We start from the raw sequence: 13,861 nt of genomic DNA, 5'->3' as shown, positions 1-13,861 counted from the left end.
ACTGTTGGCTTGTGGTTCATTATGTTTAGTTGTGTTGAGTGGTTGGGTGGGGATGATGACAGGAGCGGCGGAGTGAAGAAGACGGCGACGCGGCTCGCGGACGGACGCGAGCTGATCTACTACGACGCGCGCGACGACGCGGTGCGCGACGCCGTCGACCCGCGGCCCCTGGACCCCATCGCCACCCGCTCGGAGATCCGGCACGACCGTCTGCTCGGCGACGATGTGGCCATCGCCTCCCACCGCCAGGCGCGCACCTACCACCCGCCCGCCGACCAGTGCCCGCTGTGCCCCTCCCGCCCCGGGCGGCCCAGCGAGATCCCCGCCCCCGACTACGACGTCGTCGTCTTCGAAAACCGCTTCCCGTCGCTCGCCGGGGACTCCGGCCGATGCGAGGTCGTCTGCTTCACCTCCGACCACGACGCCTCCTTCGCCGATCTCACCGCCGACCAGGCCGGCCTGGTGCTCGACGCCTGGACCGACCGCACCGCCGAGCTGGCCCACCACCCCTCCGTCGAACAGGTCTTCTGCTTCGAGAACCGCGGCAAGGAGATCGGCGTCACGCTCGGCCATCCGCACGGCCAGATCTACGGGTATCCCTTCGTGACCCCGCGCACCCGGCTGATGCTGCGCTCGCTCGCCGGGCACCGCGAGCGCACCGGCCGGAATCTGTTCGACGATGTGGTCGCCGATGAGCTGGCCGACGGGCGGCGCGTCGTGCTCGACGGCGAGCACTGGACCGCCTTCGTCCCCTACGCCGCCCACTGGCCGTACGAGGTGCACCTCTACCCGAAGCGGCGGGTCCCGGACCTGCCCGCGCTCGACGAGGCGGCGCGCACAGAGTTTCCACAGATCTATCTGGAACTCTTGAAGCGCTTCGACCGGATCTTCGGGGAGGGGGAGCCGCCGACGCCGTACGTCGCCGGCTGGCACCAGGCGCCGTATCGCCTCGCGGACCGGGGAGAATTCGCACTGCACCTCGAGCTTTTCACCATCCGCCGCACTTCCGGCAAGCTGAAGTTTCTCGCGGGTTCCGAATCCGGCATGAATGTGTTCATCAACGATGTGCCGCCGGAGGCCGCGGCCGAGCGACTGCGAGAGGTAGCGAGCAAGTGAGCAATGCGCAGCAGAAGAAGTACCTGGTCACCGGCGGTGCCGGCTATGTCGGCAGCGTCGTCGCGGCGCATCTGCTGGAGGCCGGTCACCAGGTGACCGTCCTGGACGATCTGTCCACCGGGCACCGGGAGGGGGTGCCCGAGGGCGCGGAGTTCATCGAGGGCCGGATCCAGGACGCGGCCAAGTGGCTCGACCCCTCGTACGACGGGGTGCTGCACTTCGCGGCCTTCTCGCAGGTCGGCGAGTCCGTCCTCCACCCCGAGAAGTACTGGGTCAACAACGTCGGCGGCACGACCGAGCTGCTCGCGGCGATGCGGGACGCGGGGGTGCGCACCCTCGTCTTCTCCTCCACCGCCGCCACCTACGGCGAGCCGGACCAGGTCCCGATCACCGAGGATGCCGCGACCGCGCCCACCAATCCGTACGGCGCCTCCAAGCTCGCCGTCGACCACATGATCAGCGGCGAGTGCGCCGCGCACGGCCTGGCCGCGGTCTCGCTGCGCTACTTCAACGTCGCGGGCGCCTACGGGGCGTACGGCGAGCGCCATGACCCCGAGTCGCATCTGATCCCGCTGGTGCTCCAGGTCGCGCAGGGCAAGCGCGAGGCGATCTCCGTCTACGGCGACGACTACCCGACCCCCGACGGCACCTGTGTGCGCGACTACATCCATGTCGCGGACCTGGCCGACGCCCATCTGCTGGCACTGGGGGCCGCGACCTCCGGCGAGCATCTGATCTGCAACCTCGGCAACGGCAACGGCTTCTCGGTCCGCGAGGTCATCGAGACGGTGCGCCAGGTCACCGGCCACCCGATCCCGGAGATCGCCGCGCCGCGCCGGGGCGGCGACCCGGCGGTGCTGGTGGCCTCCGCCGAGCGGGCCAAGGAGCGCCTGGGCTGGCGCCCGACCCGCACCGACCTGGCCGCAATCGTCGCGGACGCATGGGAGTTCGCGCAGCGGAGGGAGAGCCAGTGACGGACGGGCATGGCCCACGGCGGGCGGCGGCGGGGTTCCGTGAGGTCTACGGGGCCGAGCCCGAGGGCGTATGGGCGGCGCCGGGCCGGGTCAATCTGATCGGCGAGCACACCGACTACAACGACGGCTTCGTCATGCCGCTCGCACTGCCGCACACCTGCCTGGCCGCCGTCGCCCCGCGCACGGACGGGGTGCTGCGGCTCCACTCCGCCGACGCCCCCGGCGGGGTCGTCGAGCTGCGCGTGGCGGAGCTGGCCCCGGTCGCCGGGGTGGGCACGGGCGGCGACCGCGGCGGCTGGGCGGCCTACCCGGCGGGCGTCGTATGGGCGCTGCGCGAGGCGGGGCTGCTGCCCGGGGCCGCGGCCGGCGGGGCGGATCTGCACTACGAGTCCACCGTGCCCACGGGCGCCGGGCTCTCCTCGTCCGCCGCGCTGGAGGTGGTCACGGCCACCGCGCTGAACGATCTGTACGCGCTCGGGCTCGACCCCCAGCGCATCGCCCAGCTGTGCCAGCGCGCGGAGAACGTCTTCGTGGGCGTCCCCTGCGGGATCATGGACCAGATGGCGTCGGCGTGCTGCGCCGAGGGCCATGCGCTCTTCCTCGACGCCCGCGACCTCACCCAGCGCCAGGTGCCGTTCGATCTGGCGGCGGAGGGGCTGCGGCTGCTGGTCGTGGACACCCGGGTCAAGCATGCGCTGGGGGACGGCGCGTACGCCGACCGGCGCGCCGCGTGCGAGTCGGCCGCGCGGACGCTCGGGGTACGGGCGCTGCGCGATGTGCCGTTCGAGGGGCTGGACGCGGCGCTCGCCCGGCTCGCGCGGGCGGGTGAGGGCGATACGGTGGTGCGGCGGGTCCGCCATGTGGTGACCGAGGACCGCCGGGTCGAGCAGGTCATCGAGCGGCTCGACGCGGGGGACACCTGCTCCATCGGGCCGCTCCTGACCGCCGGGCACGCGTCGTGCCGGGACGACTTCGAGGTCTCGTGCGCCGAGCTCGATCTCGTCGTGGAGTCGGCGAACGAGGCGGGGGCGCTCGGGGCGCGGATGACCGGCGGCGGCTTCGGCGGTTCGGCGATCGTGCTGGTCGCGGAGGCGGATGCGGAGGCGGTGGCCAAGGCGGTGACCGAGGCCTTCGGCGGGGCCGGATACCGGGCGCCGCGGATCTTCCCGGCGGTGCCGAGCGCGGGGGCGCGGCGGCTGTAGTGCCGGCGGCGTCGGCCGTTCCTCGGTCAAATTTCGCCCTTCTAGGGACACTTACTCCTCAAGAGTGAACACAAAGCACACAGTGAACAGGCGAGGACAGTCAGTTTCGATAATTCCCTTCAGATGTCGGACCCCGGCCTTACTCTGAGTACAGCGTCGGTGGGGGCCGACGCCTATCAGGGGGCGAGACAGTCAGGTACGACGCCCGGGGCGGGGTAGCAATCACAGCACGGCGGCGGCCGTGCGGGTTGCGATGACCTCTCGCCGGGCGCCGTACTTGCACTGCTTCTCGGTGTATCCGGGGTTCATCCGGCGACGTGGGGGGTGTCCGTGGCACGTATTCGGGTTCTCGTGGTCGACGACCATCGTATTTTCGCCGAGTCACTGGCCGCCGCCCTCGCGGCGGAGCAGGACGTGGACGTGGCGGCGGCCGGAAGCGGCCCGGCGGCGCTGCGCTGTCTGGAGCGCGGAGCGGCCGAGGGTCGCCGCTTCGATGTGCTGCTGGTCGACGCCGATCTGGGCACGGCGGCCACCGACGCCGCGGCCCCGCCGCCGCTGCCGGCGCCGGCCGAAGCGGCCTACGGCGGGGCGCGCGGCGGGGCCCTGGGCGCACCGCCCGGCAGCGGGCCCGGCGCCCCGCCCGGCCGCGCGGTGAACGGGCGAGCGGCGGACGGCATATCGCTGGTCGGCGGCGTCCGCACCGCACAGCCGGGCGTGCGCACCGTGGTGCTGGCCGAGCGCGACGATCCGCGCCGCGCGGCGGCGGCACTGCAGGCCGGGGCGTGCGGCTGGGTCGCCAAGGACTGCTCGCTGGTCCGGCTGCTCGCGGTCATCCGGGGCGTGCTCCGCGATGAGACGCATCTGCCGCCCGCGCTGCTCACCGGCGTTCTGCGGGAGTTGACGGCCGCCCGTAAGCACCGCACGGAGAGCGAGCGGCTGGTCGAGTCGCTGACGCCGCGTGAGCGTGAGGTGCTGCGCTGCATGGTGGCCGGGCTCGGCCGCAAGGCCGTCGCCGAGCGGCTCTTCCTCTCCCCGCACACCGTGCGCACCCATATGCAGAATGTGCTGGGCAAGCTGGGGGTGCACTCCACGCTGGCGGCCGTGGCGCTGGCCCGGCGGGCCGGGGTCGGCCCGGTCGACCTAGCCGGGGAGATTGTCGAACGGGGCGGTCAGCTGGCGTAGCAGCGCCGCCAGTTCGGCCCGCTGGGCCGTGGAGAGCTCGGCGAGAAGGGCGCGCTCCTGGTCCAGCAGCTCGGAGAGCGCCTGGTCGGCGCGGTCACGCCCCTCGGCGGTCAGCCGGACCAGCACCCCGCGCCGGTCGCTGGGATCGGGCCGCCGCTCGACCAGGCCCTTCTTGGCCAGCCGGTCGATGCGGTTGGTCATGGTGCCCGAGGTGACCAGGGTCTGGGTCAGCAGCTGCCCCGGGGAGAGCTGATACGGGGCCCCGGCCCGGCGCAGCGAGGTCAGGACGTCGAACTCCCACGGCTCCAGGTTGTGCTCGGAGAAGGCGATCCGCCGCGCCCGGTCGAGATGCCGGGCCAGCCGGCTGACCCGGCTGAGCACTTCGAGTGGTTCCACGTCCAGGTCGGGGCGTTCCCGCTGCCATGCCGCGACCAGCCGATCGACCTCGTCCTCCATGGCGATCAGTCTAATAGGTCTGTCGACATGAAGTCTCTTGACATCAAGAGACATTGTGGAGCACGGTAAGGGCGCCAACGACCGTACCCGCAGGGGGACCGACCATGACCACCTCACCCCACTGGGATCCGCGCCAGTATCTGCGCCACGCCCAGCACCGGACCCGCCCCTTCCGCGATCTGCTGGCCCATGTCCCCGAACCGCCGGCCGCCCCCGGCCGGCCCGTGCGGATCGCCGACCTCGGCTGCGGCCCCGGCAACGTCACCGTCCTGCTCTTCGACCGCTGGCCCGGCGCCCATGTCACCGGCCTCGACAACTCCGCCGAGATGCTCGCCGAGGCCCGCCCCCTCGCCGGCCCCACCACCGGCGGCGGCCACCTCGACTTCCGCTCCGCCGACGTCCTGCACTGGGCCCCGGAAGAGCCGTACGACCTGATCGTCTCCAACGCCGCCCTGCAGTGGGTGCCCGGCCACGCCGACGCCTTCGCGACCTGGCTCGCCGCCCTCCGCCCCGGCGGCACCCTCGCCTTCCAGGTCCCCGGCAACTTCACCTCCCCCAGCCACACCCTCCTCCGCGACCTGTGCGCCTCCCCCCGCTGGCACCCCCGCCTCGCCGACCGCCTCCGCGACCCCGCCTCGGTCCTGGAGCCGATCGCCTACCTGGACCGCCTCACCGCCCTCGGCTGCGAGGTCGACGCCTGGGAGACCACCTACCTCCAGATCCTCACCGGCCCCGACCCGGTCCTCGACTGGGTCAAGGGCACCGCCCTGCGCCCCGTCCTCACGGCCCTCGCCGACGACCCGACGGCCCGCGAGGAGTTCTTGGCCGCATACGCCGCCCTCCTCCGCGAGGCCTACCCCTCGGGCTCCTACGGCACAGCCTTCCCCTTCCGCCGCATCTTCGTCGTCGCACGGAAGGGGGGGCGGTGATCACAGCGCTCGACCATGCCCAGCTCGCGGCCCCACCCGGCACCCGGGCCCGCGCTGCGCGCCTACTACGGCGAGGTGCCCGGCATGACTACTCCGAGGACCCGGCCGGCAACCGGCTGGAATTCCTGGAACCGGTCGGGTGAGCTCACCCGACCGGATGATCGGCCCGGGTTTCCGGTCCGGCGCGTCGAGCGGCCGCTTGGCGTCACGGTGTCGCTTGTGCCGCAGTGGCGTCGGCGCCCACCCTGATGGAGGAGGTGCTTCACGATGACCGCTCTCGTACAGGAGCCGTGCCCTGCCGTGGACGAAGGCGCGAAGGCAGGCGGTGGCGGCGGGCCGCGTGGGCGAGGTCCGGCCTCTGGCGGGGGTGCCCTGGCCGAGGTCGTCGAGCCGCGTGTAGGCGTACGCCACGGTGTACGCGGGCTCGGCCCGGCAGCCGGTGAGCTGGGGAGGGACGACTCGGCGCCTTCAGGACTTGCGGTGGCCTATCAGCCGCGGCTTCGGCTCCAGACCGTCCAGGCCGTGCCAGGCCAGATTGACCAGATGGGCCGCGACCTCGGCCTTCTTGGGCTTACGGACGTCGAGCCACCACTGGCCGGTCAGGGCGACCATGCCGACCAGGGCCTGTGCGTAGAGCGGGGCGAGCTTGGCGTCGAAGCCGCGGGCCTTGAACTCCAGCCCCAGGATGTCCTCCACCTGGGTGGCGATATCGCTGATCAGCGAGGCGAAGGTGCCCGTCGACTGGGCGACGGGGGAGTCACGGACGAGGATGCGGAAGCCGTCCGTGTACTCCTCGATGTAGTCCAGAAGGGCGAACGTGGCCTGTTCGCACAGCTCACGCGGATGGCCGGCGGTCAGGGAGGTGGTCACCATGTCCAGCATCCGCCGCATCTCACGGTCCACCACGACCGCGTACAGCCCCTCCTTGCCGCCGAAGTGCTCGTACACCACCGGCTTGGAGACCCCGGCCTTCGCCGCGATCTCCTCCACCGAGGTGCCCTCGAAGCCGCGCTCGGCGAAGAGCGCGCGACCGATGTCCAGCAGCTGCTCCCGGCGCTCCTTGCCGGTCATCCGGACCCGGCGGGGCCGGCGTGCCCCGGATCCGGAGGGCCGGACGGCCCTGACGGGCCGGTCCTTGTTACCACTGGTATTACTGTCGGTCGCCACGCCCTCTATCATGCCGCTTTGGCGGATTCCGTCTGACGGCGGGAGTCGATACGGGCCTCGTTCGGCCACCGGACGTCATACGCCCAGCCCGCCTTCTCGAACCAGCGGATGATCCGGGCGCTGGAGTCCAGCTGGCCCTTCATTACCCCGTGGCGCGCACAGGTCGGGTCCGCGTGGTGCAGGTTGTGCCAGGACTCGCCGCACGAGAGCACCGCGAGCCACCACACATTGCCGGACCGGTCACGCGACTTGAACGGACGCTTGCCGACCGCGTGGCAGATCGAGTTGATCGACCAGGTCACATGGTGCAACAACGCCACCCGGACGAGAGACCCCCAGAAGAAGGCGGTCAGCGCGCCCTGCCAGGACCAGGTCACCAGTCCGCCGATCAGCGCGGGCAGCAGCAGCGAGACGAGCGTCCAGGTCACGAACTGCCGGCTGACACGACGGATCGCGTCGTCCTTGATCAGGTCCGGTGCGTACTTGTACTGAGGCGTCTGCTCCTCGTCGAACATCCAGCCGATATGGGCCCACCACAACCCCTTCATCAGGGCCGGAACTGTGTCGCCGTACCGCCACGGAGAGTGCGGGTCACCCTCCGCGTCGGAGAACTTGTGGTGCCTGCGGTGGTCGGCGACCCAGCGGACCAGCGGCCCCTCCACCGCCAGCGACCCGGCGATCGCCAGCGCGATCCGCAGCGGCCGCTTGGCCTTGAACGAGCCATGGGTGAAGTAGCGGTGGAAGCCGATGGTGATGCCATGGCAGCCGATGTAGTACATGGCCACCATCAGCGCCAGATCCAGCCAGCTCACGCCCCAGCCCCAGGCCAGGGGAACGGCTGCGACCAGCGCGACGAACGGGAGGGTGATGAACAGGAGGAGGGTGATCTGTTCGATGGAACGCTTGCTGTCCCCGCCGAGCGTGGCGGAGGGAAGCGGGGGCTCCTGGGCCTGCGGCGCGTCATGGACCACGTCGGGGCTTGCAGTCATGGGATCCCTCGTGGGGCTCGGGGCTGGGCTACGGATCCGTAACCTACGGCGACGTAAGTATGGCAGGGCCAGGAAGCGGGGCAATAGGGCTCTGGTCTCGCCCAGGCTCGTGCCGCCTATCCTGGGTGGCGTCGGACAGCGCGGTCCGCACATGGCCGAAAGCACCGGGTCCGGGGCCGGCGGCGCAAGTCGCGCAAGCGCTCCGCCCCTGCTTCGAACCCCGTTCACTGCAAGGAGCCCGCACCTGTGAGCAGTGCCGACAACACCAACGCCGCCCTGCGCGCCGATATCCGCCGTCTGGGCGACATTCTCGGCGAAACCCTCGTCCGGCAGGAGGGCCCCGACCTCCTCGACCTCGTCGAGCGCGTCCGCGCCCTCACTCGCAGTGACGGCGAGGCCGCCGCCGAGCTGCTCGGTTCCACCGATCTACAGACCGCGGCCAAGCTCGTACGCGCGTTCTCCACCTACTTCCATCTGGCGAACGTCACCGAGCAGGTGCACCGCGGCCGAGAGCTGCGCGCCCGCCGCGACGCCGAGGGCGGCATCCTCGCCCGCACCGCCGACCAGCTCAAGGACGCCGACCCCGACCATCTGCGGCAGACCGTCCAGCACCTCAACGTTCGCCCCGTCTTCACCGCGCACCCCACCGAGGCCGCCCGCCGCACCGTCCTCAACAAGCTGCGCCGGATCGCCGAACTGCTCGACACCCTCGCCGTCGGCGGCGAGGCGCGCCGCGCCGATCTGCGGCTCGCCGAGAACATCGACCTGCTGTGGCAGACCGACGAGCTGCGGGTCGCCCGCCCCGAGCCCGCCGACGAGGCCCGCAACGCCATCTACTACCTCGACGAGCTGCACGCGGGCGCCGTCGGCGACGTCCTCGAGGACCTCACCGCCGAGCTGGAGCGCGTCGGCGTCGAGCTGCCCGCCACCACCCGCCCCCTCACCTTCGGCACCTGGATCGGCGGCGACCGCGACGGCAACCCCAACGTCACCCCCGAGGTGACCCGAGAGGTGCTGATCCTCCAGCACGAGCACGGCATCACCGACGCGCTGCAGATCATCGACGATCTGCGCGCCGCCCTCTCCAGCTCCATCCGCAACTCCGACGCCTCCGAGGAACTGCTCGCCTCCCTCCAGCGCGACCTGGAGCTGCTGCCGGAGATCAGCCCCCGCTACAAGCGGCTCAACGCCGAGGAGCCCTACCGGCTCAAGGCCACCTGCATGCGGCAGAAGCTCGTCAACACCCGCGAACGGCTCGCCGCCGACACCCCGCACCAGCCCGGCCGCGACTACCTCGGCACCACCGAGATGCTCGCCGACCTCCACCTCATCCAGGACTCGCTGCGCGCCCACCGCGGCCAGCTGATCGCCGACGGCCGGCTGGAGCGCGCGATCCGCACGCTCGCCGCCTTCGGCCTCCAGCTCGCCACGATGGACGTACGCGAACACGCCGACGCCCACCACCACGCGCTCGGCCAGCTCTTCGACCGGCTCGGCGAGGAGTCCTGGCGGTACGCCGACATGCCGCGCGACTACCGCCGCAAGCTCCTCGCCAAGGAGCTGCGCTCCCGCCGCCCGCTCGCCCCGTCCCCGGCGCCGCTGGACGCCGCCGGCGCCAAGACCCTCGGCGTCTTCCAGACCATCCGCGAATCCTTCGAGCGGTTCGGCCCCGAGATCGTCGAGTCCTACATCATCTCCATGTGCGCGGGCTCGGACGACGTCCTCGCCGCCGCCGTCCTCGCCCGCGAAGCCGGCCTGATCGATCTGCACGCCGGCTGGGCGAAGATCGGCATCGTCCCGCTGCTGGAGACCACCGAAGAGCTCAAGATCGCCGACCAGCTCCTCGACGAGATGCTCGCCGACCCCTCCTACCGGCGGCTCGTCGCCCTGCGCGGCGACGTCCAGGAGGTCATGCTCGGCTACTCCGACTCCTCCAAGTTCGGCGGCATCACCACCTCCCAGTGGGAGATCCACCGCGCCCAGCGGCTACTGCGCGACGTCGCCCACCGGCACGGCGTACGGCTGCGCCTCTTCCACGGCCGCGGCGGCACCGTCGGCCGCGGCGGCGGCCCCACCCACGACGCGATCCTCGCCCAGCCCTGGGGCACCCTCGAAGGCGAGATCAAGGTGACCGAGCAGGGCGAGGTCATCTCCGACAAGTACCTCGTACCGTCGCTGGCCCGGGAGAACCTGGAGCTGACGGTCGCGGCCACCCTCCAGGCGTCGGCCCTCCACACCGCCCCGCGCCAGTCGGACCAGGCGCTCGCCCGCTGGGACTCGGCGATGGACACCGTCTCCGACGCCGCCCACAGCGCCTACCGCGCGCTGGTCGAGGACCCCGACCTGCCCGCCTACTTCTTCGCCTCCACACCGGTGGACCAGCTCGCCGAACTCCACCTGGGCTCCCGGCCGTCGCGCCGGCCCGACTCCGGCGCCGGCCTGGACGGCCTGCGGGCCATCCCGTGGGTCTTCGGCTGGACCCAGTCGCGGCAGATCGTCCCCGGATGGTTCGGCGTCGGCTCGGGCCTCAAGGCCGCGCGCGAGGCCGGGCTCGACGGCGTCCTCGACGAGATGCACCAGCACTGGCACTTCTTCCGCAACTTCCTGTCCAACGTCGAGATGACCCTCGCCAAGACGGACCTGCGGATCGCCCGGCACTACGTCGACACCCTGGTGCCGGACGAGCTGAAGCACGTCTTCGATGTCATCCAGGCGGAGCACGAGCTGACCGTGCGGGAAGTGCTGCGCATCACGGGCGAGCGGGAACTCCTCGACTCCAACCCGGTGCTGCGGCAGACCTTCCACGTCCGGGACGCCTACCTCGACCCGATCTCCTACCTCCAGGTCAGCCTGCTGCACCGCCAGCGCACCGCCCGCGAGCGCGGCGAAGAGCCGGACCCCCTGCTCGCCCGCGCCCTGCTCCTCACGGTCAACGGCGTCGCCGCCGGTCTGCGCAACACCGGCTGAATCGGCGCGAACGGGCGGCGGCCCGCTCCTGGCGGAGCGGGCCGCCGCCCGTTGCTGTGGCGTGGCACCCGGGGGCTCCGCCCCCGGCCCCGCCGGGCAGCAGGCTTCGCCGCTGCCGAATCCGCCTGCGGCGGTTGGGGATCTCCTGGCCCCGGTGGCAGCAGGCTTCGCCGCTGCCGAGTCCGCCTGCGGCGGTTGGGATGACCCCGGTGGCAGCAGGCTTCGCCGCTGCCGAGCCGGGAGCGGCGGCGTGAGGCTCGGCTCGCCTCCCGGCCGTGGGGGCCGCTGCGTCGCCGTTGCCGTTACCGTCTGCGGCGGTGGGAGGGTCGGGTCGCGGCTCCTGGCCCTGGGGGCCGCTGCGTCGCCGCTGCCGAGTCCGCCTGCGGCGGTTGGGGATGGCCCCGGTGGCGGCAGGCTTCGCCGCTGCCGAGCCGGGAGCGGCGGGGTGAGGCTTGGCTCGCCTCCCGGCTGTGGGGGCCGCTGCGTTGCCGTTGCCGTTACCGTCTGCGGCGGTGGGAGGGTCGGGTCGCGGCTCCTGGCCCTGAGGCCACTGCGTCGCCGCTGCCGAAGCCGTTTGCGGTGTGGGTGTCGGGTGGTGCCTCCTGGCCTTGGGGCAACTGTGTTGCCGCCGCCGAATTCGCCTGCGGCGGTGGGGGCGGGCTGCGGCTCCTGGCCCTGGGTGCAGCTGCCGAGGCCGTTCGCGGCGGCGGGGTAGTTCCCGGATCGGCCGACAGCCGCCCAGCGGTACCGAAACCGGCCCGGGCCGGTCGTCCGGGGATGCGGGGCGTCCTGCCGCCGCGGTGGCGAGGGCCCGTGTGGTGCGGTCCGGCGGTGCCTGACCGGCCGGGGCCATCCGATCGGTCGTGACGCGGCGGGGGAGCGCGGACGATGCGCAAGCCCGCACGCGGGGGCGCCGCGTTACACCGTCAAGGTCGCGAACGTGGCGCCCAGGAGGGCCGCGCCCAGGAAGCCCAGTGCCCAGGCCGTGCGGCGCATGCCGAGGCCGCCGGCGACGACCAGCGCGCCCAGCAGCAGCGCGCCGCCGAAGGGCACCCAGGCGTGGAGGACGCCCCCCGCGCCGGTGCGGACGACCTCGTCCGTACCGGGTTTGACGACCACCGGCACCCGGTCGCCCACCCCGTCGGTGACCGTCTCGTCGACCCGTACCCGGCGGTGGGAATCGCCGCCGGCCCGGGCGGGGGCGAAGGAGCCGGTGCACCAGTCGTTGCCGCAGCCGGCCACCGTGACCGTGCCGCGCTCAAGCCCCTTGGTGAGCATCGCCGGCTTGGCGTCGGCCCAGGAGGACCACACCCCGGCGACCAGAATGAGCAGCGCCACAAGCGCCATCGTCACGTTCTTCGCGAGCAGCAGAAGCCCGAACGCGCTCTCGCTCGCCCGTCGCGTACGGCTGCGCTTGGTGGTGCCGGGGGAAGCCATGGCGGCGATCCTGGCCATCGCCGGGTCCCGGGTCAACCTCCGGCCGAACAAACGGGCGAAGGCCGCTTTTCAGGAGTTGTACGTGCCCTGGGCGCGCTCGAGTCCGTCGATGAGCAACGTCTCGACGGCGTCCGCCGCGCGGTCCACGAAATAGTCCAACTCCCTGCGCTCCGCGGCGGAGAAGTCCTTCAGCACGAACGCCGCGACATCCATCCGGCCGGGCGGACGCCCGATCCCGAAGCGCACCCGGAGGTAGTCCGCGCCCAGCGACTTGGTGATCGACTTCAGGCCGTTGTGGCCATTGTCACCACCGCCGAACTTCAGCCGCAGCATGCCGTAGTCGATGTCCAATTCGTCGTGGATCGCCACGACATGATCGACCGGCACCTTGTAGAAGTCACGCAGCGCGGTGGTCGGTCCGCCCGAGAGGTTCATGAAGGACATCGGCTTGGCGACGATGACCCGGCGGCTCGCCGGACCGGGCGGGCCGATACGCCCCTCGACGACCTGGGCGCGGGCCTTGTGCGCCTTGAAACGGGCACCCATGCGCTCGGCCAGCAGATCGGCCACCATGAAGCCGACGTTGTGGCGGTTGGCGGCGTACTCGGCTCCGGGGTTGCCGAGGCCCACGACGAGCCAGGGGCTCGCGTCGTCCGTCATCTGCGTATCTCCTTGAGGACGGCCGCCGCCCCACCGCCTGGCCGGGAACGGCGACAGGGGCGGGACGGCGGCCGGAGAAGAGGAAAGGCGAGCCGGAGCTTACGCCTCGGCGCCCTCGGCCACGCCCTCGGCGGCCTCCTCGGCCGGAGCCTCGGCCTGCGCCGCGACGACCTGGAGGACGACCGCGTCCTCCTCGACGGCCAGGGTGGTGCCGGCCGGGAGGGTGATGTCCTTGGCGAGGATGGAGTGACCGGCGTCCAGACCGTCGATGGAGACGGTGACCGACTCCGGGATGTGGGTCGCCTCGGCCTCGACCGGCAGCGCGTTCAGCACGTGCTCAAGCAGGTTGCCGCCGGGGGCCAGCTCGCCCTCGGTCTGGATCGGGATCTCGACGGTGACCTTCTCGCCCCTCCGCACCAGCAGCAGGTCGATGTGCTCGATGACACCGATCTTGATGGGGTGGCGCTGCACGGCCTTGGGGATGACCAGCTCGTCCTTGCCGCCCTCGACGTCCAGACGGATCAGGACGTTCGAGGTCTTGAGCGCCATCAGCAGGGCGTGGCCCGGAAGGGTGACATGCAGCGGGTCGACGCCGTGACCGTAGACAACGCCGGGGACGCGGCCCGCGGCCCGGGTGCGGCGGGCGGCACCCTTGCCGAACTCGGTGCGGGGCTGTGCGGGGATCTTGACCTCGGCCATGGGGCACTCCTCGTAGTTCATGTGCGGTGTGTGGGCGTCACCCGGCCCACGACAGACCTGCTACGAAGAGCGCGTCGATAACG

Annotated in this window: 13 protein-coding genes; 7 read left to right on the top strand and 6 right to left on the bottom strand. The window is 71.9% G+C overall.

Features of this window, described 5'->3' with window-relative positions:
* Window positions 1–72: 72 nt before the first annotated feature.
* The 4 genes from galT to ABZS71_RS26425 all read left to right on the top strand — a co-directional run bounded on the left by galT (window position 73) and on the right by ABZS71_RS26425 (window position 4,474).
* Window positions 73–1,116 (top strand): galactose-1-phosphate uridylyltransferase, encoded by a 1,044-nt coding sequence (galT, locus tag ABZS71_RS26440; RefSeq protein ID WP_356214103.1) that lies wholly within the window; start codon window positions 73–75, stop codon window positions 1,114–1,116.
* On the top strand, window positions 1,113–2,090 hold the full coding sequence (gene galE, locus ABZS71_RS26435; RefSeq protein WP_356214101.1) for a UDP-glucose 4-epimerase GalE: 978 nt from the start codon (window positions 1,113–1,115) through the stop codon (window positions 2,088–2,090). Before galT ends, galE begins: the two co-directional genes overlap by 4 nt.
* A complete protein-coding gene (gene galK / locus ABZS71_RS26430) occupies window positions 2,087–3,292 on the top strand; it encodes a galactokinase (RefSeq protein ID WP_356214099.1) in 1,206 nt (401 codons plus the stop codon). The genes galE and galK overlap by 4 nt, the downstream gene beginning before the upstream one ends.
* A 330-nt stretch (window positions 3,293–3,622) precedes the next feature.
* On the top strand, window positions 3,623–4,474 hold the full coding sequence (locus tag ABZS71_RS26425) for a response regulator transcription factor (protein ID WP_355858660.1): 852 nt from the start codon (window positions 3,623–3,625) through the stop codon (window positions 4,472–4,474).
* On the opposite strand, the gene ABZS71_RS26420 is transcribed toward ABZS71_RS26425, so the two are convergent.
* Window positions 4,433–4,930, bottom strand: coding sequence for a MarR family transcriptional regulator (locus ABZS71_RS26420; protein WP_356214097.1), 498 nt, complete (start codon window positions 4,928–4,930; stop codon window positions 4,433–4,435). The genes ABZS71_RS26425 and ABZS71_RS26420 overlap by 42 nt on opposite strands.
* A 104-nt stretch (window positions 4,931–5,034) precedes the next feature.
* Between ABZS71_RS26420 and ABZS71_RS26415 the strand changes: the two genes are divergently transcribed.
* A complete protein-coding gene (locus ABZS71_RS26415; protein ID WP_356214095.1) occupies window positions 5,035–5,859 on the top strand; it encodes a trans-aconitate 2-methyltransferase in 825 nt (274 codons plus the stop codon).
* A complete protein-coding gene (locus ABZS71_RS26410) occupies window positions 5,856–6,002 on the top strand; it encodes a hypothetical protein (RefSeq protein WP_356214093.1) in 147 nt (48 codons plus the stop codon). Before ABZS71_RS26415 ends, ABZS71_RS26410 begins: the two co-directional genes overlap by 4 nt.
* 325 nt (window positions 6,003–6,327) lie before the next feature.
* Here the strand turns inward: ABZS71_RS26410 and ABZS71_RS26405 are convergent, their stop codons facing one another.
* Together ABZS71_RS26405 and ABZS71_RS26400 are read right to left on the bottom strand one after the other, a co-directional pair.
* Entirely contained in the window at window positions 6,328–7,038 is a 711-nt protein-coding gene (locus ABZS71_RS26405; RefSeq protein WP_355858648.1) for a TetR/AcrR family transcriptional regulator, read from the bottom strand.
* Complete coding sequence (locus tag ABZS71_RS26400; protein ID WP_356214091.1) at window positions 7,035–8,015, bottom strand: fatty acid desaturase; 981 nt, start codon at window positions 8,013–8,015, stop codon at window positions 7,035–7,037. Before ABZS71_RS26400 ends, ABZS71_RS26405 begins: the two co-directional genes overlap by 4 nt.
* A 246-nt stretch (window positions 8,016–8,261) precedes the next feature.
* On the opposite strand from ABZS71_RS26400, the gene ppc reads away from it, so the two are divergent.
* Entirely contained in the window at window positions 8,262–10,982 is a 2,721-nt protein-coding gene (gene ppc / locus ABZS71_RS26395; RefSeq protein WP_356214089.1) for a phosphoenolpyruvate carboxylase, read from the top strand.
* Between the two features lie 918 nt (window positions 10,983–11,900).
* Here the strand turns inward: ppc and ABZS71_RS26390 are convergent.
* From ABZS71_RS26390 to ABZS71_RS26380, 3 genes are all read right to left on the bottom strand, one after another.
* A complete protein-coding gene (locus ABZS71_RS26390; RefSeq protein ID WP_356214087.1) occupies window positions 11,901–12,419 on the bottom strand; it encodes a hypothetical protein in 519 nt (172 codons plus the stop codon).
* Between the two features lie 69 nt (window positions 12,420–12,488).
* Entirely contained in the window at window positions 12,489–13,079 is a 591-nt protein-coding gene (pth, locus tag ABZS71_RS26385; protein WP_355853121.1) for an aminoacyl-tRNA hydrolase, read from the bottom strand.
* 99 nt (window positions 13,080–13,178) lie between these two features.
* Window positions 13,179–13,778 carry a 50S ribosomal protein L25/general stress protein Ctc gene (locus tag ABZS71_RS26380; RefSeq protein WP_356214085.1) on the bottom strand — a complete coding sequence of 200 codons (600 nt, stop codon included), beginning with the start codon at window positions 13,776–13,778 and terminating at the stop codon, window positions 13,179–13,181.
* Window positions 13,779–13,861 lie beyond the last annotated feature (83 nt).

The sequence above is a fragment of the Streptomyces sp. NPDC005393 genome (assembly GCF_040606675.1).
Taxonomy (GTDB): domain Bacteria; phylum Actinomycetota; class Actinomycetes; order Streptomycetales; family Streptomycetaceae; genus Streptomyces.
This window is presented reverse-complemented; position numbering and strand designations above follow the sequence as displayed.

Coding starts and splice junctions, on each gene's coding strand:
- ABZS71_RS26420 (WP_356214097.1), bottom strand. CDS start 4,930: ATGGAGGACGAGGTCGATCGGCTGGTCGCGGCATGGCAGCGGGAACGC.
- ABZS71_RS26415 (WP_356214095.1), top strand. CDS start 5,035: ATGACCACCTCACCCCACTGGGATCCGCGCCAGTATCTGCGCCACGCC.
- ABZS71_RS26405 (WP_355858648.1), bottom strand. CDS start 7,038: ATGATAGAGGGCGTGGCGACCGACAGTAATACCAGTGGTAACAAGGAC.
- ABZS71_RS26400 (WP_356214091.1), bottom strand. CDS start 8,015: ATGACTGCAAGCCCCGACGTGGTCCATGACGCGCCGCAGGCCCAGGAG.
- ABZS71_RS26390 (WP_356214087.1), bottom strand. CDS start 12,419: ATGGCTTCCCCCGGCACCACCAAGCGCAGCCGTACGCGACGGGCGAGC.
- pth (WP_355853121.1), bottom strand. CDS start 13,079: ATGACGGACGACGCGAGCCCCTGGCTCGTCGTGGGCCTCGGCAACCCC.
- ABZS71_RS26380 (WP_356214085.1), bottom strand. CDS start 13,778: ATGGCCGAGGTCAAGATCCCCGCACAGCCCCGCACCGAGTTCGGCAAG.